Annotated in this window: 17 protein-coding genes; 9 read left to right on the plus strand and 8 right to left on the minus strand. The window is 64.3% G+C overall.

Features of this window, described 5'->3' with window-relative positions:
• Window positions 1–220 precede the first annotated feature (220 nt).
• Together OX460_RS09795 and OX460_RS09800 are read left to right on the plus strand one after the other, a co-directional pair.
• Complete coding sequence (locus OX460_RS09795) at window positions 221–3,445, plus strand: DUF2339 domain-containing protein (protein WP_289898540.1); 3,225 nt, start codon at window positions 221–223, stop codon at window positions 3,443–3,445.
• Window positions 3,442–4,923 (plus strand): DUF3999 family protein, encoded by a 1,482-nt coding sequence (locus tag OX460_RS09800; protein ID WP_289898541.1) that lies wholly within the window; start codon window positions 3,442–3,444, stop codon window positions 4,921–4,923. Before OX460_RS09795 ends, OX460_RS09800 begins: the two co-directional genes overlap by 4 nt.
• A 203-nt stretch (window positions 4,924–5,126) precedes the next feature.
• Here OX460_RS09800 and OX460_RS09805 read toward each other — a convergent pair whose 3' ends face one another.
• On the minus strand, window positions 5,127–5,870 hold the full coding sequence (locus OX460_RS09805) for a helix-turn-helix domain-containing protein (RefSeq protein ID WP_077407465.1): 744 nt from the start codon (window positions 5,868–5,870) through the stop codon (window positions 5,127–5,129).
• Window positions 5,871–6,030: 160 nt separating this feature from the next.
• Between OX460_RS09805 and OX460_RS09810 the strand changes: the two genes are divergently transcribed.
• From OX460_RS09810 to OX460_RS09820, 3 genes are read left to right on the plus strand one after another with little or no spacing between them, the layout of a single operon-like run.
• Window positions 6,031–6,453 carry a hypothetical protein gene (locus OX460_RS09810; protein ID WP_251350458.1) on the plus strand — a complete coding sequence of 141 codons (423 nt, stop codon included), beginning with the start codon at window positions 6,031–6,033 and terminating at the stop codon, window positions 6,451–6,453.
• 24 nt (window positions 6,454–6,477) lie between these two features.
• Complete coding sequence (locus OX460_RS09815) at window positions 6,478–6,894, plus strand: hypothetical protein (RefSeq protein WP_251350457.1); 417 nt, start codon at window positions 6,478–6,480, stop codon at window positions 6,892–6,894.
• 4 nt (window positions 6,895–6,898) lie between these two features.
• Window positions 6,899–7,684: a DUF2145 domain-containing protein gene (locus OX460_RS09820; RefSeq protein ID WP_251350456.1), complete on the plus strand. Its 786-nt coding sequence runs from the start codon at window positions 6,899–6,901 to the stop codon at window positions 7,682–7,684.
• Here the strand turns inward: OX460_RS09820 and OX460_RS09825 are convergent.
• The 6 genes from OX460_RS09825 to OX460_RS09850 all read right to left on the minus strand — a co-directional run bounded on the left by OX460_RS09825 (window position 7,681) and on the right by OX460_RS09850 (window position 14,873).
• The gene (locus OX460_RS09825) at window positions 7,681–8,727 is read right to left on the minus strand and encodes an AbrB family transcriptional regulator (RefSeq protein ID WP_289898542.1); all 1,047 of its coding nucleotides are present in this window, start codon (window positions 8,725–8,727) and stop codon (window positions 7,681–7,683) included. The two genes, OX460_RS09820 and OX460_RS09825, sit on opposite strands and share 4 nt — an antisense overlap.
• 2 nt (window positions 8,728–8,729) lie before the next feature.
• Complete coding sequence (locus tag OX460_RS09830) at window positions 8,730–9,803, minus strand: ABC transporter ATP-binding protein (protein ID WP_289898543.1); 1,074 nt, start codon at window positions 9,801–9,803, stop codon at window positions 8,730–8,732.
• 20 nt (window positions 9,804–9,823) lie between these two features.
• Window positions 9,824–11,614, minus strand: coding sequence for an iron ABC transporter permease (locus tag OX460_RS09835; RefSeq protein ID WP_070219148.1), 1,791 nt, complete (start codon window positions 11,612–11,614; stop codon window positions 9,824–9,826).
• Window positions 11,615–11,681: 67 nt separating this feature from the next.
• Window positions 11,682–12,779, minus strand: coding sequence for an ABC transporter substrate-binding protein (locus tag OX460_RS09840; RefSeq protein WP_099667024.1), 1,098 nt, complete (start codon window positions 12,777–12,779; stop codon window positions 11,682–11,684).
• A 48-nt stretch (window positions 12,780–12,827) separates the two neighbouring features.
• Window positions 12,828–13,808: a tripartite tricarboxylate transporter substrate-binding protein gene (locus tag OX460_RS09845; protein WP_251350455.1), complete on the minus strand. Its 981-nt coding sequence runs from the start codon at window positions 13,806–13,808 to the stop codon at window positions 12,828–12,830.
• Between the two features lie 3 nt (window positions 13,809–13,811).
• Window positions 13,812–14,873, minus strand: coding sequence for a porin (locus OX460_RS09850; protein ID WP_099667023.1), 1,062 nt, complete (start codon window positions 14,871–14,873; stop codon window positions 13,812–13,814).
• Between the two features lie 214 nt (window positions 14,874–15,087).
• Between OX460_RS09850 and OX460_RS09855 the strand changes: the two genes are divergently transcribed.
• From OX460_RS09855 to OX460_RS09870, 4 genes are all read left to right on the plus strand, one after another.
• Window positions 15,088–15,810, plus strand: a complete 723-nt coding sequence (locus tag OX460_RS09855) for a response regulator (protein ID WP_077409227.1) — start codon at window positions 15,088–15,090, stop codon at window positions 15,808–15,810.
• Window positions 15,811–15,833: 23 nt separating this feature from the next.
• Entirely contained in the window at window positions 15,834–17,312 is a 1,479-nt protein-coding gene (locus tag OX460_RS09860; RefSeq protein ID WP_289898889.1) for a sensor histidine kinase, read from the plus strand.
• Between the two features lie 168 nt (window positions 17,313–17,480).
• A complete protein-coding gene (locus tag OX460_RS09865; protein WP_289898545.1) occupies window positions 17,481–18,044 on the plus strand; it encodes a porin family protein in 564 nt (187 codons plus the stop codon).
• 145 nt (window positions 18,045–18,189) lie between these two features.
• Complete coding sequence (locus OX460_RS09870; RefSeq protein ID WP_099667020.1) at window positions 18,190–18,555, plus strand: ribonuclease E inhibitor RraB; 366 nt, start codon at window positions 18,190–18,192, stop codon at window positions 18,553–18,555.
• Between the two features lie 64 nt (window positions 18,556–18,619).
• Here OX460_RS09870 and OX460_RS09875 read toward each other — a convergent pair whose 3' ends face one another.
• Window positions 18,620–19,942: a homoserine dehydrogenase gene (locus OX460_RS09875; protein ID WP_289898546.1), complete on the minus strand. Its 1,323-nt coding sequence runs from the start codon at window positions 19,940–19,942 to the stop codon at window positions 18,620–18,622.
• Between the last annotated feature and the right edge of the window lie 8 nt (window positions 19,943–19,950).

Below are 19,950 nucleotides of genomic sequence, written 5' to 3' on the forward strand. Positions count from 1 at the left end.
ATTGCTAAAATACAGCACTATCCTGCGCACGACAATCTGAATGTCGACATCTTGCTTGGCATCAATATGAAAAGCCCGCTCCGGCCCCATGCTTGCCTTGTCGCCGTACGCGCTTCCTGGCACTTGCCCTGACACAACAGAAATCGCTTGTTTCTTGATAATAAGGTAATGTGCGCATACATCGGGCGCCTTCGCCCTGCCCTTTCAGGAAAGCTGCCCCATGTTTGGATTGATCACGCTGTTCATCCTTGGCTTGCTGATTACCGCCTTCGTGCTGGTGCTGCAATACCGCCGCAAGGTGGCGGATCTGGAATTGCTGACGGCACGCCTGCGCAAGGAAGTCGACGGCATCCAGCAGCGCCTGCGGACGCTGGAAGGCCAGGGCGAAGCGCCTGCGGCTACGCCCGTCGTGCCCGTTGCACCCGCCGTGCCCGCCAGCGCGGCGCCAGTGACAGTGGCGGCGCCGACGCCTTTGCCGACGCCCGCCTCCGTGCCGCAAGCAGCCGCGATCAAGGTGGCCGAGGTGGCGCAGGTCGCGCCGGCAGCAGTGCCGGCAACAGCCTCCGCAGCAGAAGCCCCCGTGGCGCCGAAACCGGCTCCGCCGCCCCCCGCCAAGCCCGCCCCTGCCGTCCCGAATACCCCGTCCTGGATCGCGCACCCGGACGGCCTCGTTGCCAAGGCGAAAAACTGGCTATTCACGGGCAACCTGGTCGCCAAGCTGGGCTTGCTGATCCTCTTCCTCGGCGTCAGCTTCCTGCTCAAATACGTGTCGGCCCAGGTCACGCTGCCCATCGAGCTGCGCCTGGCCGGCATCGCGCTGGCCGATATTGCCCTGCTGGCCTGGGCCTGGCGCATCCGCCTCAGCCGTCCCGGCATCAGCCTGCCGCTGCAGGGCACGGCGCTGGCGATATTGATGCTGGTGACGTTTGGCGCCTTCCGCCTGTATGAACTGATCCCGGCTGGCCTGGCGTTTGCCGTGCTGTTCGTGCTGACGGCGTTCACGTGCCTGCTGGCCGTGCTGCAAAACGCCGTCTGGCTGGCCGTCTTCGGCATCGTCGGCGGCTTTGCCGTGCCCCTGCTGGTATCTACTGGCAGCGGCAACCATATCGGCCTGTTCAGCTATTACGCGCTGCTCAATGCGGGCGTCTTTGCCATCGCCCTGAAACGCGCCTGGCGCGTGCTGAATGTACTGAGCTTTGGCTTTACCTTTGTCGTCGCCATCACCTGGGGCCTGCTGCGCTACTCGCCCGAACACTACCTGTCGACGCAACTGTTCTTGATCCTGTTCGTGCTGTTCTATATCGGCATCGCCATCGCCTACTGCGCGCGCCAGGCGCCGCGCCTCAAGCACTACGTGGATGGCACCCTCGTCTTCGGCACGCCGCTGGCGGCCATGGGCCTGCAGTACGGCCTGGTGCGGCACTTTGACTTTGGCCTGGCGTTCTCCGCGCTGCTTGCCGGCCTGTGCTACACGGGACTGGCCGTGGCGCTGTGGCGCCGCGCAGGTTTCAAACTGCTGGCCGAAGCCTTCCTCGCGCTGGGCATCGTGTTTGGCACCCTGGCCATCCCGTTCGCCCTCGACGGCCGCTGGACGTCCGCCGCCTGGGCGCTGGAAGGCGCGGGCATCGTCTGGGTCGGCTTGCGCCAGCGCCAGACGCTGGCTTGGGCCTTTGGCTTGCTGGTGCAGGGGGCCGCCTGGCTTGCCTTCCTCGGCGCCATGCTGGAACTCGATACGGCAGCGGCCCTGGACGCCAACATCTGGCTCGGCTGCGTGCTGCTGGCCGCCGCCGCGCTGGTGATGGCCTTCAACTTCCGCCGCCACGGCAGCCACTTGCATCCGGAGTTCATGAGCAGCCTGTCCGTGCTGTTCCTGACGGCCGCCACAGTCTGGCTGCTGGGCGGCATCTGGAGCGAAATCCTGCTGCGCACGGATGCCGCAACGCAACTGAACCTGCTCACCGTCAGCGCGCTGGCAGTGGCAGCCCTGCTGGCGGTGCTGGCGCGGCGCGAGCAATGGCATGCGCCGCGTGCCCTGCTGCTGGCCGTGCAGGTCCTGGCCGGCATGATCTTGCTCAGCCGCGCCAGCTGGGCCTGGGACCAGCATCCGGCCAACCTGTTCGGCGGCTCCTTCCTCAGCGCCCTGCTGCTGGGCGCCGCCGCCTTTGCCAGCGCCCGTTTCCTTGCGCTGCGCGCGCGCGGCGGCGACGAGCTGCTGGCCCTGGTGGCGCGCCCCCTGCTGGCCTGGAGCGGCTTGCTGTGGTTTGCCGCCATCCTCGTGCCCTTCACCAGCTGGCTGCTGCGCCTAATCGACGGCAACCTGGCGCTGCAAGCGCACGCGGGCGAACACTGGCTGGCGCTGTACCTGATCGCCGTCTGCGTCACGACGCCCGCGTTCGCCCTCCTGGCGCGGCGCCTCGATTGGCCGCAGCTGCGCTGGATCAGCGTGGCCGCCTGGATTGGCCTGGGCCTGTGGAGCGCCAACCTGTTGCTGGCGCTGTACCTGCGCGATTACCTGCCGACCGGCCTGAGCTGGCTGGCTTTGGCCAGTGCCCTGGCGGCAGGAGAATACCTGCTGCTGGCCTGGCCGCAAGCGGGCTGGCAACTCGACGTGCGTGCGCTGCGCCTGCTGCATACGCTGCGCACGGCCGCGCCCTGGCTGATGCTGTGGCCGCTTGGCGCCATGCAGGTCAGCGCCTGGCTGGCACAGTATGAAGGCAGCGTCAGCCCTGCCTGGGCCCGCTACTTGCCGGCCTGGGCCATGATGCTGGTGCTGGCCTGGCTGATCCGCCGCTGCCGCGCTGGCGCCTGGCCGGTGGCGCCGATTGCGGCGTGGTACCAGCGTTATCTGATACCGCTGGCGGCGGCATGGTCGCTGCTGCTGATCGCCGCATGGAACATCTTCGACGACGGCGCCATGGCACCGCTGCCGTATTTGCCATTGCTCAATCCGCTGGACCTGAGCACGGGTTTTGCCGTCCTGCTGGCCATTGCCAGCTACCGCTTGCTGCCGGCGGGCCAGATGCCGCTGCCCGCCGTATGGCAGGCGCGCTTGCCCGTCGTGGCCGCGTGCCTGCTGTATGGCTGGTTCAACCTGATGCTGCTGCGCACGGTGTCGCAGTACCTGGGCGTGCCCTACACCTTTGACGCCATGCTGGCCTCGCAGTTCGTGCAAGCGATGCTGTCGCTGGTGTGGAGCGTGACGGCCCTGCTGCTGATGCGCCACGCGGCGCGCCAGCAGCGGCGCCAGCAATGGAGCCTGGGCGCCGTGCTGCTGGGTCTGGTCGTCCTGAAACTGTTCCTGATCGACCTGTCGAACGTGGGCGGCATCGAGCGCATCGTCTCCTTCGTGGGCGTCGGTTTGCTGATGGTCTTGATCGGCTACCTGGCGCCCTTCCCCAAGGCTGCCGCGCCCGCTTCAGCCGAACCGCAACAAGGAGCCGCATGAAGCCCTCATTGATCTGCTGCAGCCTGCTGGTGGCAGGCGCCGCGCTGGCCGCGCCCGGCCAGGACCGGCCACAGGACTATGCGTGGAGCATGCCCGTGCAGGTGCCGGCCGGCGCCGGCATCGTCCAGCTGATATTGCCCAGGGACGTCTACCTGCACGCCAGCTCGGCCAGCCTGGCCGACCTGCGCCTGTTCGACGCCGACGGCAAGCGCCTGGCCTACGCCATCGGCGCGCCGCCCACGCAATCGGCCACGCAACGGACTGCCATTCCCGCCCGCATTTTCCCCGTGACGGGCGCGCCGGCAACTGGCGATGGCTTGCAAGGCATCGATATCCGCACGGCGGACGATGGCCGTTTGCTGTCGGTCAGCACGCGCGCCGGCACGGCGGCGACCACGGCGGTGCTGCAGGCGCTGATCCTCGACCTGGGCAAGCAGACGCAAGACAAGCGCATCGCCGCCATGCGCTTCACGCCGCCGGCCCGCACGGACAATTACAGTGCGCAAGTGCTGCTGGAAGTAAGCGATGACCTGAAGCAATGGGACGCCATCGGCACCACCACCCTGAATTGGCTCAGCAACAGCGACACGCAAACCCTGGCCAACGACAGCATCGCCTTTGCGCCGCGCGCCTTCCGCTATGCACGCCTGAGCTGGCAAGCGGGCGAACCGCTGGCCTTTGCGGCGATCACGGCGCAAGCCGTCAGCGAAACGGACATCGCTCCAGCGCGCGCCTCCATCGTGCTGCAAGGCTTGCCCGGCAAGCAGGCGAATGAATGGCGCTACGCCACGCCCCTCGCCATTCCCGCCGACAGCATCGCCCTGCAATTGACGCACAACAATGTGGTGCTGCCCGTGACCCTGGGCGTGTATCGCCAGAACAGCTATGTTCCCCGGCACCGGCTGCACCTGCGCCACCAGGCGCGTCCCGCGCAAGGCGCGTATTTCGATCCCCTGCTGAGCACGACGTTTTACCGCATCGGCCTCGATGGCAAGGAGAGGATCTCGGGCGACCTGGCCATGCCCGTGACGCAAACGGGCGAATGGGTGCTGCAGACGGCCACGGAACTCCAGCTCGACGCCAGCGATGCGCCCGCCCTGCGCCTGGGCTGGACACCGGCTACCGTCGTTTTCCTGGCCAGCGGCAAGCCGCCTTATCAACTGGCATTCGGCCACAGCAACGCCGCCGCCGTGGCGCAACCGCTGTCGCAGGTGGCGCCCGGCTTCAAATCAGATGAATTACTGGCGCTCAAGACGGCCAGCGCCGGCCCGCTCCACCCCAACGGGGGCGCGGCGGCACCCGCACGCGTCACAAAGGACGGGGCACCGTGGCGCCTGGCCGCGCTGTGGGGCGCACTGCTGCTGGGCGTGGGCGTGCTGGGCTTCTTTGCCTGGCGCTTGCTGACGCAAATGAAACAGGAGCAACAGGAACAAGAGGGGCAGCAGAAATCGGAGCAACAGCAAACGGGCCAGCAATAGATGAACCCACAAGCAATGGAGGATGGCGCAAACAGGCGCGACCAGCGTCCAGACTAGCGGCCAGAAAGACCAGGCGCCACGAATGGCTTTATTGTGGCGTACTGACTTATTGACCTGCTGGCTTCCCTGCTTGCTTGCTGGCGGCTGGCGGCTGGCGGCTGGCTTACAGGCTAGCAGGCTTGCTTATCGACCGGCTTGCACTCTCACTGCCGCAGCAACGCCTTGAACGTCTGCGGCATCCAGGGACGCGCCGCCAGCATGAAGCTGATGGCCAGGCGCTCATCGCCGGGCAGGCGCGCGTCTTCCTGGTGTTGCTGCGAGAATTCCACCGCCACTTGCTTCAGGCGTTCCAGCAAGGCTGCCGTGGATTTTTTCGACAGCATCACGTTCACCAAGCGCAACAATTCCGTCTCGCCATCGAATTGGGAATTCAAATAGTCACCATAGGCTTCCTTTTTGAAATACGTGTGGATGGGCCCGTTCGGTATCCACGCAAACGTGCGCGCCACCAGCAGTTTGACCCGGTTATTCGGCAGCAGTTCCAGAAAACCGATCTTATCGAGGCGCAGCAGGTATTTCACGGCTTGCGCCTCGCTGATGTCGTAGATGGCGACGATCTGTTCCAGCGGCAGCAGGTTCAGGGCAGACACGGCCACCACGAACAGCCGGGTGTCCTCGATGATTTCCTTTTCCTGCGCATATGTCAGTCCCGTGATCAGGGTGGGCGCGGCCTGGGCAGACTGCACGGCCAGCGCCAGCTGCTGGAAATCGCTGCCGATGGCCACCAGGATCTGGTCCAGGCGTTGCAAGGTAAATTGCTTCTGCGAAAACATCCGCTTGACGCTGGCTTCGGATACACCGATGCGCTGGGCCAGCTCGGCATACGTGACGGCGCGCGCTTTCAACAGGCGTTTCAAGGCTTCGATCAAGGCGTGGGTTTGCGGCATGCATTTCCTTTATAAAAATGGCATCGGTTCTGGCGGCAAAAAAGTAGCGCAATACGCTACCTGCGGTATGCCTGCCCGCTACGAGTAGCGTTTTCATTGACCAATTGCCCACAGTCTACAATGATGGCGTTGCCACTTGGCACACTTGAAGGAGAAACACATGAAACGCCTGCTGCCCCTCTGCCTGTCCCTGTCGCTGTTGACGCTCTCCGTGGCCGCTCCCGGCCTGGTCCACGCCGCCGCCTCGGAGAACCTGTCGAAAGGCTCGCAAAACCTCAGCCAGGGTTCCGCCATCGTCGTCGCCGGCTCCATGTCGATGCTGGTCGCCTCCGGCCAGGTGGTGGTCGCCAGCGTGGAAACGGTGGGCGAAGGCATCGTCATCGTGCTGAAAGGCGCGTCCGAAGCGGGCGGCGCTTCCATCCAGATGAGCACGCAAGCGGCCAAGGGCCTGTCGCTGGCGGCCGGCACCGTGGTCAACGTGGTGGCGCTGTCCACCGGCCACATGCTGGTTCTTTCCGGCAAGGCCATCGCCTTTATCCCGAACGAACTGGGCAAGGCGCTGCTGCACCACTCCAAAGTGTAACCACCAATGAAGAACGGAAATCCCATGAAACATCTGCTCGCCACCGCCCTGCTGTGCGCCGCCACCATGGCGCCGCTGGCCCAGGCCGCCAATTCCGACACCACCAACGCATCCGACAACGCCAGCATGGCATCGGCCATCGTGCTCGTCGGCTCCATGTCGGTGCTGGCCGCCGCCGGTGAAATCGTCATCGACAAGGTGGAAGACGTGGCCGACGGCAGCGTCCTCGTACTGAAGAGCGCAGCCAGGGGCGCCTCGCAGGCGGCCACGGCCTCCGTCAAACTGAGCCAGAAAGCCGCGCAAGGCCTGTCGCTGGCGGCCGGCACGGCCATCCAGGTGGTTGCCGTCTCGACGGGCCACATGCTGGTACTGTCGGGCAAGGCCATCGCCTATGTGCCGGATGCGGCCGGCAATGCCATCCTCCACCATTCGAAAGCGTGAACCCATGAAACGCCTGACTGTCATGATCATCAGCCTGGCCCTGGCCGGCGCCGCCCATGCGGGACGCTCGTGCGAGGAAAAGCCAACGGATGCGACCACCCTCGTCAAATCGATGGACCTGGCGCAAAAGACCCTGCAGGCGCTCGATGGTTCGGGCGCGCAAGTGGCGCTGGTGGCACGCGCCGGGCAAGACCTGTCGAAGTACAATTTGCGCTATTCGCACATGGCGCTGGCCTGGCGCGACCACCCGAAGGGCCGCTGGCTGGTGGTGCATGAACTCAATGAATGCGGCACGGCGCAATCGTCGCTGTACAACGAAGGCTTGGGCAATTTCTTCATGGATGACGTATTCATGTATGAAAGCCTGATCCTGATTCCCGGCCAGGATACGCAGCAGCAGCTGGTGCGACTGCTGACGTCGAACACGCCCAAGCGCCTGCATGAGGCACACTACAATATGCTGGCCTACCCGTTTTCCACCAAGTACCAGAACTCGAACCAGTGGGTGCTGGAAACCCTGGCCGCTGCCAGCAACGAGCCGGGCAAGATCGAAACGCGCGCCGAAGCGCAAAGCTGGCTGCGCAGCGCCAGCTACGCGCCGCAAACGCTCAGCATACCGGCCGCCACGCGCCTGGGCGCGCGCATGTTCCGCGCCAATATCGCCTTCGACGATCACCCGTTCGAACGCCGCATGACGCGCCAGATCGACGTCGTCACGGTGGACTCCATCGTGCGCTTCATGCGCCAGCGCGAACCCCAGGTGCAGGAAATCGTCGTGCGGGGAAATTAAGGACGCGGCAGCAGGCGAAACAGCGGTCCGATCAGCAATACCAGCACCACCATGCGCGCCACGTGGAAGGCCGTGACGATGGGGACGCCCAGATGCAGGGCCTTGGCCGTCAGCGACATTTCCGCGATGCCGCCGGGCGAGGTGGCCAGGATGGCCGTACCGGGGTGGATGCCCAGCCAGTGCGACAGGCCCAGTCCGAAGGCGGCCGCCAGCAGCAGCATCAGGAAACTGCACAGAGCCACGCCGGCCAGGTAGCGGGGAGCAGCATGCAGGAAGGCGGGAGTGAAGCGCGTGCCCAGGGCGATGCCGATGAACAGCTGGCCCGCGCGTATCATCCATTCGGGCAGGCGCGACAGATGGATGCCGCAGGCCGTCAGCAGCAGCGCGGCCAGCAGCGGGCCGATGACCCACGCGTTGGGCAGCCGGCCCCGTTTTAATGCGAGGGCCGCCAGCACCGTGATGCCGACCAGCAGCGCCAGCCCGCCATAGTCGACCAGCGCGGCGCCCGGCACGAAAGTCTCATGCCCTTCTGCCAGGCCATGGCTGCCCCAGTAGCGCACGCCGAACGGAATCGTCGCCACCACCAGCATCATGCGCAGGCTGTGCGCGGCGGCCACCTTGCCCACGTCGGCGCCATGGCGCTCGCTCTGCACCGCCATCTCGGATGCACCACCCACGGCCATGGCAAAAAAGGCGGTGGCATGGTCGACGCCGGAGAGGCGACGCAGCAGCATGGCGCCGGACGCGCCCAGCGCCAGCGCGAACAGCACGGCGCCGGCGATCCATGGCGTATAGACGGTGAGCACGGCCAGCACGGGCGCCGTGAAATACAGACCCAAGGCCGTGCCGATGGCCCACTGTCCCGCTTCCCGCACGCGCACGGGACATGCCAGTTCGCGCCCCGCCAGGCGCAGCGCGGCCGTGGCAAACAGGGGGCCGATCATCCACGGCAGCGGCGTGTGCAGCCACAGGCAGATAGCGGCACCCGCCAGCCCGGCGGCCAGCGCTGCGCCGACTGCGCGCCAGCGCGGCCACCACGGCACCGTTAAAACACCCAGAGCTTATCGGCTGGCATGTGCAGCCAGTACTTGCCCGCCTCGAGCTTGTGGCGCGAATACGCACGCAGGCTGATGTTCTCGGCGCCGCCGCGCTCGAACAGGCATTCCCAGCGGTCGCCCAGGTACATGCAGGTCAGCAGCGGCAGCTCGATGGCGTTCTCCACCTGCGTGGCGCTGATCTTCACTTCCTCGACGCGGATCATGGTCGTCACTTCCGCACCCACGTTGGCGCCGCGCGCCACACCCTGCATGGACGCGCCGTCGACCAGCAGGCGCACCTGCTTGCCCTCGCGCTGCACGACCTTGCCGGGCAGGCGGTTGTTGCTGCCCATGAATTCGGCCGTGAACAGGGTATCGGGCGTTTCATACATGCTTTGCGGCGTGCCCTGCTGCTCGATCTTGCCGTTATTGAGCAGCAAAATACGGTCGGAAATGGCCATCGCCTCGCCCTGGTCATGCGTCACCATCAGGGCCGACAGGCCCAGGCGCACGATCAGTTCGCGCAGGAAGGCGCGCGCTTCCTCGCGCAGCTTGGCGTCCAGGTTCGACAGCGGTTCGTCGAGCAGGATCACGGGCGGGTTGTACACGAGCGCCCGGGCGATCGCCACGCGCTGCTGCTGGCCGCCGGACAGCTGGTGCGGATAGCGCTCGCCCAGATGACCCAGGCCCAGCTGCGTCAGCACTTCCTTGATGCGCGCGGCGATTTCCGTGCTGCCCATCTTGCGCAATTTGAGGCCGTAGGCGACGTTGTCGAACACCGTCTTGTGCGGCCACAGCGCGTACGACTGGAACACCAGCCCCAGGTTGCGATGCTCGGCCGGCATCTCGAACTGCTTCGCGCCGTCGAAGACATTGCGCTCGCCGATCTGGATGGTGCCGGCCTTCGGGCTTTCCAGCCCGGCCACGGCGCGCAGCAAGGTGGTCTTGCCGCTGCCCGAAGGCCCCAGCAAGGCGACCACTTCGCCTTTTTGCAGGTGCATCGAGACACCCTTCAGGATCTGGTTGGCGGATGCGCCCGTGCCGTAGTCCAGGTACAGCTCATTGACGGTCAATTCATTCATGATGTGGTCTCAGTCTTCTATTAATTATGGAGTTTCACGCCGAAACGCAAGGCGATGCCCAGGCCGATGGCCACCAGGGTGATATTGATGAAGGACAGCGCCGCCACCAGATCGGTCGAACCGCCCGCCCACAGCGACACCAGCATGGCGCCGATCACTTCCGTGCCCGGCGAGAGCAGGTACACGCCCGTCGAATATTCGCGCTCGAAGATCAGGAACACCATCAGCCAGGCGCCCAGCAAGCCGTATTTGATCAATGGCAGCGTGACGTCGCGCGTCACCTGGCCGCGGCTGGCGCCGACGGCGCGCGCCGCCTCTTCCAGCTCCGGTCCCACCTGCAGCAGCGCCGTCGAAATGAGGCGCATGCCGTAGGCCATCCACACCACCGAATACGCGAGCCACAGGGCGAAGATCGTCGAGCGTACTTCGCGCAGCACGGGAATCACATGGCCGCTCAGCCACAGGGCCACGCCGTTGTCCATGCCTTTCAATATGCCGTCGAGCCAGGCCGGCACGAACAGGAACACCCACAGGAACGACAGGCCGGCCAAGAGGCCTGGCACGGCGCGCGGCACCAGCACGCTGTAATCGAGCAGGCGCGTGATGCCGTCCTGCTTGCGGTGCATGGCCAGCGCGATGAAGCTGTAGCAGCCCACGGCCAGCGCGCCGCCGACGACGCCGATCAGGATGGTGTTGACGATGCCGCGCACCAGCGAAGGCTGGTCGAAAATGTCGCGGAAATGCTGCAACGTCAGCACGTCGGCCAGGTGCACGCCTTCGCCCCAGTACTGCACGAAGGAGCGCAGCACGATGCCCGTCAACGGCAGGATGATGGTGAAGATCAGCCAGCCGGCCAGCAAGGCAAACGCCAGCCACTTCCAGCGGCCCAGCGGCATGGCCTTGCTGCGCGCGCCCTTGCCCTTGATCGACACGTATTTGTTGGCCGATTTCAGCAGCCAGCGCTGTATCATCACCAGCGGCATGGTCACCATCACCAGGCAGACGGCGACGGCGGCCATCAGGTGGTACGACGGCGTGCCGAGCTTGTTCGTCAGCTTGTACAGATAGGTCGGCAGCACCAGATGGCCTTCCGGATCACCGAGCACCAACACCAGGCCGAACACCTCGAAGCCGAGGAAGAACACCAGCACGCCCGCGTACGCCAGCGCAGGCATGATCATCGGCAGCGACACATTGAGCATCACCTGGATCGGCGAAGCGCCGGCCACGCGGGCCGCTTCTTCCACGTCCGAACCCAGGCTTTTCAAGGCCGACGAGGCATACAGGTAGACGTGCGGCACGTGCGTCAGGCCAGCGATGATGACGATGCTGGTGAAGGAATAGATATTCCAGGGCACGAAGCCCAGCAGCTCCTTGGCCCAGATCGAATAGAAGCCCACGGGTCCCATCGAGACGACGTAGCCAAAGCCCATCACCATCGGCGAGACAAAGATCGGCACCAGCAGCATGGGCGCCACCCAGCCGCGGCCCGGCAAATCCGTGCGCACCATCAGGAAGGCCAGCATGCCGCCCAGCGGCACGGCGATGACGGTCAGGCCGAAGGCCAGCATCAGGCCATTCTTGAAGGCCATGGCGAAATCGGGATCATCGAAGATGAAACGGTAAGAATCAAAGCCGAATTCGCGCACCGGCATGAAGAAGGGCGCGTTCAAAAAGCTCTGGTAAAAAATCAGGAACAGCGGCAGGAAAATGGCGACCAGGGTAATCGCCACGACCACGCCGCGCGGCCAGTTCAGGCGCGACAAGGGAGAGCGCGACCGTGCAGGCAGCGGCAAGATAGCAGTTTGCATGATGAATCCAATGAATGAAGGGTACGGCGTGCGCCCGCAGCCAGGCTCGCGGGCGGCTAAGTCGGCGTTATTTTTTGCCGGCTGTTTCTTTCCATTGCTTCAGGAAGGCCATGCGCTTGGCTGGCCCCAGGAATTGCAGGATGATCGGATGCACGGGAATCGGCTTGACGTTGGCCGTGCCGATTTCCTTGATCAGTTCCGCCGAGGTGGTCTCGCCCGTGACGTCGGCGCGGATGGCGAACAGCTTGGCGCCGTTGGCGATGATGGTCTGGCCGCGGTGCGACAGGATGTAATCGAGCCACAGCTTGCTGGCGTTGACGTTCTTCGCGTTCTTGTTGATGAACTGTACGCGCGACAGGATCAGGGTGTAATCCTTGGGCAGCACCACGCCGATCGACGGGTCGGTCTTGGCGCGCACCAGCGCGTAGGAACCCAGCACGTTGTAGCCGATCAGGTTTTCACCGGACGAGATACGCTCCATCATGGTGCCCGTCGACGACTGCACGCGCACCTTGGCCGTGCCGAACGCGTTTTGCAGCGCCAGGAATTGCGGATATTCCTTGGCATCCTGCGCCATGAACATGAAGCCCACGCCCGATTTCTCGATGTCGTAGGTGGTGACCTTGTCCTTGAACTTCGGCGTGGCGATCAGCTTGACGAAGTCGTCGTGGTTCTTCGGCACTTCCTTCGGGTCGAGCAAACGCTTGTTATAGACGATGGCGGCCGGCTCGAACGTGGTGCCGTAGGCCTGGTCGTCCCACATGGCCCAGCCGGGGATCTTGGCCGCTTCGACCGACTTGTATTTCAGGGCGTAGCCATCGGAGGCCAGGCGCATCTGCAAGTCCATCGCCGAAGACCACATCACGTCGGCCGTGTTGCCGCCGGCGGCCACTTCGGAAATGAAGCGGTTATACACTTCGGTGGAATTCATGTCGTTGTATTCGACCGAGATGCCGGGATACAGGGCGCTGAAATCCTTGATCAGCGGCGCGGCGGCCTTGCTGTCGGTGGCGCTGTAGATCACCACCTTGCCTTCCTTCTTGGCCGCGTCGATGATCTTCTGGTAGTCGGCCGGATAACCTGCCGGTACCTGGGCGAAAGCGGCGCCGGCCAGGCTGGCAAACGCGGTGGCAAGGGCGGCTTGAAGCAGGGTCTTGGTTTGCATGGGGTTGTCTCCGTCTATGAATAGGTTTTTTATTTAATGGGATGTCGTTCAGCGCATCAGGCCAAGCTCATTCGCCTGCCTGGCATACTCGTCGACCGCCTTCCTGACATACGCCGTCAGCTTCGGCCCAGTCAGGGCGAATGGATACAGGCCGGCCTGCGCGCGCCATTCCGCGAACTGCGGCGTGGCCATGACGCGGTCAAAGGTGGCCACCCAGCGCTGGTAGTCCGCCTCCGGCACCTGGGGCCCCATCCACACGCCGCGGATGATGGGCCAGACCACGTCGACGCCTTGCTCGCGCGCCGTCGGCACGCCTGCCAGCACGCCGGGCAGGCGCTTCTCCGACAGCACGGCCAGCACGCGCGCGTGGTTGGCGCTGGCGTTCAGGGTGGCTTCAGACGTGTCGCCCGAGACCACCTGCACATAATCGGCCTGCATCGCCGTAAACACTTCGCCGCCGCCTTCGAGCGCGACGAAGCGCAGTACTTTCGGATCGATGCCGGCGTGGCGCGCCACCAGCGCCATCTTCAGCCAGTCCTGGCTGCCGATGGTGCCGGAGACGCCGATCAGCACCTTGTCCGGATGCTGCCGCAATGCCGCGATCAGGTCGCCCAGCGTCTTGTAGGGCGAATCGCTGCGCACGGCGATCATGCCGTAGTCGGCGCCCAGCGCCGCCACCCAGCGCACGTCGCCCGCCTTGGCATTGCCGAACTTGCCCTGCGCCAGATTGAGCAGCGAACCGCCCGAAAAGGCCACCAGGGTGTTCGGCTCCGCGCGGCGGCGCTGCGAACCCATCGAGTGCCAGGCCACGGCGCCGATGCCGCCGGGCAGATAACTGATGCGCATCGGCGCCATGGCGGCTGCCGCGCCCTCCTGCGCCAGGCCTTTTTTCGCCAGCTTGCAGGTCAGGTCCATGGCGCCGCCCGGCTTGGACGGCACCACGCACTCGGCCGGCGCCGACGCCTGCGCCCCCGCGAGGGCAGGCAGCAGGCACAGCAAGGACAGGAACAGGGAGCGCAGCATCGTCATGCCTTAGAAGCGGTGCTGGATGCCGGCGATCAGGCCGCGCTGCGTGTCGCCGAAACCGGCATCGTCACGCGACAGGCTGACCAGCTGGTTGTGCTTGGCCTTGGCGTAGGCGCCGGCCACATACAGGTCGGTGCGCTTGGACAGGGCATAGCGCACGCGCGCCACGTACATGATCGGATCGGCATTGAGGTTGGCGGCCACGTTTTTCACGTCCTGGTAGTAGATCACGCCCGTCAGGGTGATCACCGGCGTGGTCTTGTAGCTGACGCCGCCCCAGTACAGGGTGCCGCGTACGTCGGCCTTGCCGGAGGCAGCCGGATCGAGCTTGTAGTCGCGCGCCGCCGCCTGCACTTTCCACGGGCCGTCGTCATACATGGCGCCCAGGTGGTACACGGTGGTCTTGTCGCGCGCGCCGCCGGCGATGGCATTGCCGTTCACCTGCTCATACGTGGCCAGCAGGCTGACAGGACCGGTCTTGTAGGTGACGGCCGTCGACAGCTTGGCGCTGTCCGAGTTGCCCGTCGACTGCTCGCCGAAGCCGTACGATGCGCCGTAGCTGAAGTCGCCCGTCTTGCCCGAGTATTTGACCATGTTGTCGAAGGCCGTCGTCATGCCGTATTTGCTCGGGCCCGTCGCGTTGGCCGAAGTGGCCCACGAATAGAACGGCGCATAGGCCATTGGATCGAACGGCAGCACGAAGTCATACACGGTGGTGAACGAACGGCCCAGCACGACGCGGCCAAACGCGCCTTCCAGGCCCACATTGGCCTGGCGCTTGAACAGCGCGCCGTCGGCCGCGCCCGTGTCGACCAGGATGCCGCCTTCCAGGTTGAAGACAGCTTTCAGGCCGCCGCCCAGGTCTTCGCTGCCCAGGATGCCCCAGCGCGAAGTGTTCATGCCGCCGGAGCTCACTTGCGTCATCGAGCTTTTGTTCGGACCGGCGTTGCTGGTGGTGCTGACGCCGGCGTCCAGGCGGCCGTACAGCGTGACGTTCGATTGTGCCTGGGCGCTGCCAGCGGCGGCCAGGACAGCCAGAGCGGCCAGCGAGTATGCGGTCTTCTTCATGTAGAGTATCTCCCTTAGATATAGTTATTAGTGATATGCCTGATCAATTTCATGAATCAGGATCACACTATATGAGCGCGATCCTTTCAATTCGCTTTCAGACTGACAGGTGTCGCCAGCCAGCCACAAAGGGGGCAAACATATTCATTGCCGCCCCTGTCGGCGCGGCGCCGGCAGGCTTACACTGCATCCATTTCAACGAATGGCGGAGACCATGCGCATATTATTAGTGGAAGACCATCTGGAGCTGTCGCACTGGCTGGCAAAGGCCCTGCGCGACGCGCACCTGACGGTGGAGACCGCCCACAACGGCGCCGATGCCGACGCCCTGCTGCACACGCAGGAATACTCGCTGGTGCTGCTCGACCTGACCCTGCCGAAGATGGATGGCCTGGACGTGCTGCGCCGCCTGCGCGCGCGCGGCGGCACGCGCGGCAAGACTCCCGTCATGATACTCACTGCGCGCGGCGGCCTGGATGAAAAAGTGCAGGGCCTGAACCTGGGCGCCGACGACTACATGGCCAAGCCGTTCGAACTGGCCGAACTGGAAGCGCGCGTGAAGGCCCTGCTGCGCCGCAGCCAGGGCAATGAAGCCCTCGTGCACACCTGCGGCGCCCTCAGTTTCGACACCGTCACGCGCATGTTCAGCTATGCCGGCGCCCCGTTTCCCCTGACGCCGCGCGAACACGCGGTGCTCGAAGCGCTGATCACGCGCTCGGGACGCGCCGTGTCGAAGGAAAAACTGTTCGACGAAGTCTTTGCGCTGGCCGACGACGCCAACCTGGACGCCATCGAACTGTACATCCACCGCGTGCGCAAGAAGCTGGAAAGCGGCGTGGAAAGCGGCTCGCCCGACGGCGCCGTCATCACCACCCTGCGCGGCATCGGCTACCTGCTGCAGCCGCGCAGCGCCATGGCGCCGGCCGCGCCGAAATGACCGTGCGCCCCCCACGCCCGCCCATGCACGAACGCTTGCGCCGGCGCTGGGTGCAAGGCCGGCCGCTGGGCAGCCTGCGCAGCCAGCTGCTGCGCTGGCTGCTCATCCCCCTGGTGATGCTGGTGCTGCTCGATGCCGTCTTTGTCTACCGCAACGCGCTCGACGCGGCCGACATGGCCTACGACCGCTCCTTGCTGGCGTCGACGCGGGCGCTGGCCGAGCGCGTCTCCATCGTGGGCGGCAAGGTGGTGGCCGAAGTACCCTACGTGGCGCTCGACAGCTTCGAAACCGACACCCTGGGCCGCATCTATTACAAGGTGACGGGCATCAATGGCGAACTGGTGTCGGGCTATGGCGACTTGCCGCCCGTGCCGAAAAACGTGCCCCGCTCACAGAATTATCCCGCCCTGGTGCGCTTCTACCACGCCGACTACCACGGCAAGCCGATCCGCATCGCCGCCCTGCTGCAACCCGTGTATGACGACTCGATGCGCGGCATCGCCCTGATCCAGGTGGCCGAAACGCTGGACGCGCGGCGCGGCCTGTCGAACCAGATCCTGTTCGACACCCTGAGCTGGCAGGCGGCGATGATACTGGTGATGGGCGCCCTCGTGTGGTTTGCCGTGCGCCTGGTGCTGCGCCCGCTGATGCGCTTGAAAACGGAAGTCGAGACGCGCACCCTGTCCGACCTGTCCGACGTCGACCCCACGCTGGTGCACAAGGAAATGCGCCCTCTGGTGAGCGCCATGAACGGCTCCATGTCGCGCCTGCAGCAGCTGATCGCCAGCCAGCGCCGCTTCATCGCCGACGCCTCGCACCAGTTGCGCACGCCGCTGACGGTGCTGAAAACCCAGGCCGAACTGGCCATGCGCGAATGCGACCGCCAGGCGGGCACGCCGCCGGACATCGCCGCCCTGCGCGACATCGTGCGCTCGATCGCCGCCACTACCGATTCGACCGTGCTGCTGGCCAACCGCCTCCTGACCCTGGCGCGCATCGAGCATGGCGGCGACAGCCTGGCGATGGACACCGTCCCCTTGCGCGACGTGGCGCAGCAGGTGGGACTGGAAATGGCCATGGCCGCCGTCGGCAGGCAAATCGACCTGTCTCTGGAAGCGCCCGACGAAGCGCCCGTGCATGGCCAGGCCCTGCTGCTGCATGAACTGGTGGCCAACCTGGTCGACAACGCCCTGCGCTACACGCCGCAGGGCGGCAGCGTGATCCTGCGCGTGCGCGCGGCGCAAACGGGGAACGGCCACGAACACGGCGCCGTGCTGGAGGTGGAAGACAGCGGCAAGGGCATCCCGCCGGCCGAGCGCGAACGCGTATTCACGCCGTTCTACCGCGTCGGCACGGCGCTCGAGAGCAATCCAGGCGGCGCGGGCCTAGGTTTGGCCATCGTGCGCGACATCGCCGCCCTGCACGGCGCACGCCTGGAACTGGCGACGGCGGAAAATGGCCACGGATTGAAAGTCAGCGTGCATTTTGGCGGCGCCGCATGATGGCCTGCACAGATAGTCATTCGACACGAAGTGTTGCCCAAAAACAACACGTAGCTTATTTCTAATATTTTTTAAATAATTGCCTTACATAAACATATTCATCCCTATACAATTCGGCTCCCATTAAGCGGCGAGACAGTCTCTCCGCATTAATTATCTAGGATCAATATGAAAAAGCAATTGTTTGCAGCAGTCGTAGGCGCCGCCCTGGCATTCCCATTGTTCGCTCAAGCTGAAGGTTTCTATGCTGGCGCCAACATCGGTCGTTCGGAATTGAAATTGAACGTCGATGGCCAAGGTTCGGAAAAAGATCACAAAACCGGCTACAAAGCCTACGCTGGTTACGATTTCACGCCCAACTTCGGCGCAGAAGCTGGCTACGTCAATTTTGGCAAAGTGAAACTGTATGGGGAAGATGCATCGGCTAACCTGGAAAGCAGCGCGTTTTACGTGGCAGCCACCGGCACCCTGCCATTGAATGAACAATTTTCGCTGTTCGGCAAAGCCGGTGTAACGCAAAATCGTGCAAAACCCAGTAACAATAAAGACTTCTTTGATTTCGATGGTTCCAAAAACAAGACCGCAGCCGTCTTTGGCATCGGTGCTGCTTACCACTTCGATAAAAAATTGTCGCTGGTAGCGGAATACGAGAACTTCGGTAAAGTATTCAGCGTGGATGGCGGCAACATGAAAGCCGACCTGCTGTCGATCGGCCTGCGCTACAAGTTCTGATTCACGCTCGCGCGAATCAGAATCAAGCCGTTGTTAGCGGCTGATAAAAAACCGGCTATACAGCCGGTTTTTTTATGCGCGCATGGCGTGCCACGGGCGCCGATGTTAAGATCGCGCCCTGAGATTTTAATGAAGGCCCACTGCCATGATGACCAAAGAAGACGTAAGCGAACTGTTTGCCAACATCGCCGAGAACGCGCCCTGGGACCTGTCCCAGCCGCTGCTGTGGGGCTATTACTTCACCAACCCGACTTCCGAGCCGCTGGAGCAGGCCGCCACCGTGCTGGCGCTGCAGGGCTACCGCCCCGTGGAACTGTACCAGCCGGAACTCGACGATCCGGCGGCGCCACCCGTGTGGGTGCTGCACGTGGAAAAGGCCGAAGTGCATGGCGTCGACAGCCTGCACGCGCGCAATGGCGAACTGATGCAGTTCGCGCAGGAAAACCAGCTGGCCAGCTATGACGGCATGGATGTGGGCCCCGTCGGCGCGCCCGACGTACCGCAGCATTAAGATAGTCATCGGATGAAAAAACGGCGCCCGCGGGCGCCGTTTTACATGGATCGCCTGAAAACGCTCAGCTGAGGTTTTCCAGGCGGATCTTGGTGACCGTACCCACCACGCTATTTAACGCTTCCATCTTCTCGATGGCGGCCGTGACATTCTTTTCCTGCGTCTGGTGCGTCAGCATGATGATGTCCGTATGCGTCTCGCCTTCGGCCGGCTCTTTTTGCAGCATGGCGTCGATCGAGATGCTGCGTTCGGCCAGGATGCGCGTCAGGTCGGCCAGCACGCCCGGCTGGTCGGCCACGTGCATGCGCAGGTAGTAGCTGGTGGTGATTTCCGACATCGGCAAGATGGCGATATCGGTCATCGCGTTCGGCTGGAACGCCAGGTGCGGCACGCGGTGTTCCGGGTCGGCCGTGGCCAGGCGGGTGATGTCAACCAGGTCGGCGATCACCGACGACGCGGTCGGCTCGGCGCCCGCGCCGCGGCCCGAGTACAGGCTGGCGCCGACGGCGTCGCCATGCACCAGCACCGCGTTCATGGCGCCTTCCACGTTGGCGATCAGGCGCTTGGCCGGGATCAGGGTCGGATGCACGCGCAGCTCGATGCCCTCCACGCCGTTGACGGTGGCGCGCTTGGTGATGCCCAGCAGCTTGATGCGGTAGCCCAGCTGCTCGGCGTAGCGGATGTCGACGGCATTGAGGTTGCTGATGCCTTCCACGTAGGCCTTGTCGAACTGCACCGGGATGCCGAAGGCGATGGCCGACATGATGGTGGCCTTGTGCGCGGCGTCGACGCCTTCGATGTCGAAGGTGGGATCGGCTTCCGCGTAGCCCAGTTCCTGAGCCTGTTTCAGCACGGTGGCGAAATCGAGGCCCTTGTCGCGCATCTCGGACAGGATGAAATTGGTGGTGCCGTTGATGATGCCGGCGATCCATTCGATGCGGTTGGCCGTCAAGCCTTCGCGCAGCGCCTTGATGATGGGGATGCCGCCGGCGACGGCCGCTTCGAAGGCCACCATCACGCCCTTGTCCTGGGCGGCGGCGAAGATTTCATTGCCGTGCACGGCCAGCAGGGCCTTGTTGGCCGTGACCACGTGCTTGCCGTTGGCAATCGCCTGCATCACCAGGGTCTTCGACAGGTCGTAGCCGCCGATCAGTTCGACGACGATGTCGATCTCGGGATCGTTGACGATCAGGTAAGGGTCATTGACGACCTTGCAGCCGCCGGCGACGAGCGCTTCGGCGCGCGCCACGTCGCGCACGGCGACGACGACGACTTCAATGCCGCGGCCCGCGCGGCGCTTGATTTCTTCCTGGTTGCGTTTCAGGACGCTGAACGTGCCGTAACCGACATTGCCCAGGCCCAGCAGGCCGATCTTGATGGATTTCATAGTTGTGC

This window comes from Janthinobacterium sp. SUN033 (genome assembly GCF_030397595.1).
Taxonomy (GTDB): domain Bacteria; phylum Pseudomonadota; class Gammaproteobacteria; order Burkholderiales; family Burkholderiaceae_D; genus Janthinobacterium; species Janthinobacterium kumbetense.

Bases quoted from the DNA above. Each gene is read 5' to 3' on its own strand.
- OX460_RS09830 (WP_289898543.1), bottom strand. From the start codon at position 9,803: ATGAATGAATTGACCGTCAATGAGCTGTACCTGGACTACGGCACGGGC.
- OX460_RS09805 (WP_077407465.1), bottom strand. From the start codon at position 5,870: ATGCCGCAAACCCACGCCTTGATCGAAGCCTTGAAACGCCTGTTGAAA.
- OX460_RS09845 (WP_251350455.1), bottom strand. From the start codon at position 13,808: ATGACGATGCTGCGCTCCCTGTTCCTGTCCTTGCTGTGCCTGCTGCCT.
- OX460_RS09835 (WP_070219148.1), bottom strand. From the start codon at position 11,614: ATGCAAACTGCTATCTTGCCGCTGCCTGCACGGTCGCGCTCTCCCTTG.
- OX460_RS09860 (WP_289898889.1), top strand. From the start codon at position 15,834: ATGCACGAACGCTTGCGCCGGCGCTGGGTGCAAGGCCGGCCGCTGGGC.
- OX460_RS09865 (WP_289898545.1), top strand. From the start codon at position 17,481: ATGAAAAAGCAATTGTTTGCAGCAGTCGTAGGCGCCGCCCTGGCATTC.
- OX460_RS09810 (WP_251350458.1), top strand. From the start codon at position 6,031: ATGAAACGCCTGCTGCCCCTCTGCCTGTCCCTGTCGCTGTTGACGCTC.
- OX460_RS09820 (WP_251350456.1), top strand. From the start codon at position 6,899: ATGAAACGCCTGACTGTCATGATCATCAGCCTGGCCCTGGCCGGCGCC.
- OX460_RS09870 (WP_099667020.1), top strand. From the start codon at position 18,190: ATGATGACCAAAGAAGACGTAAGCGAACTGTTTGCCAACATCGCCGAG.
- OX460_RS09855 (WP_077409227.1), top strand. From the start codon at position 15,088: ATGCGCATATTATTAGTGGAAGACCATCTGGAGCTGTCGCACTGGCTG.
- OX460_RS09840 (WP_099667024.1), bottom strand. From the start codon at position 12,779: ATGCAAACCAAGACCCTGCTTCAAGCCGCCCTTGCCACCGCGTTTGCC.
- OX460_RS09875 (WP_289898546.1), bottom strand. From the start codon at position 19,942: ATGAAATCCATCAAGATCGGCCTGCTGGGCCTGGGCAATGTCGGTTAC.
- OX460_RS09815 (WP_251350457.1), top strand. From the start codon at position 6,478: ATGAAACATCTGCTCGCCACCGCCCTGCTGTGCGCCGCCACCATGGCG.
- OX460_RS09795 (WP_289898540.1), top strand. From the start codon at position 221: ATGTTTGGATTGATCACGCTGTTCATCCTTGGCTTGCTGATTACCGCC.
- OX460_RS09800 (WP_289898541.1), top strand. From the start codon at position 3,442: ATGAAGCCCTCATTGATCTGCTGCAGCCTGCTGGTGGCAGGCGCCGCG.
- OX460_RS09850 (WP_099667023.1), bottom strand. From the start codon at position 14,873: ATGAAGAAGACCGCATACTCGCTGGCCGCTCTGGCTGTCCTGGCCGCC.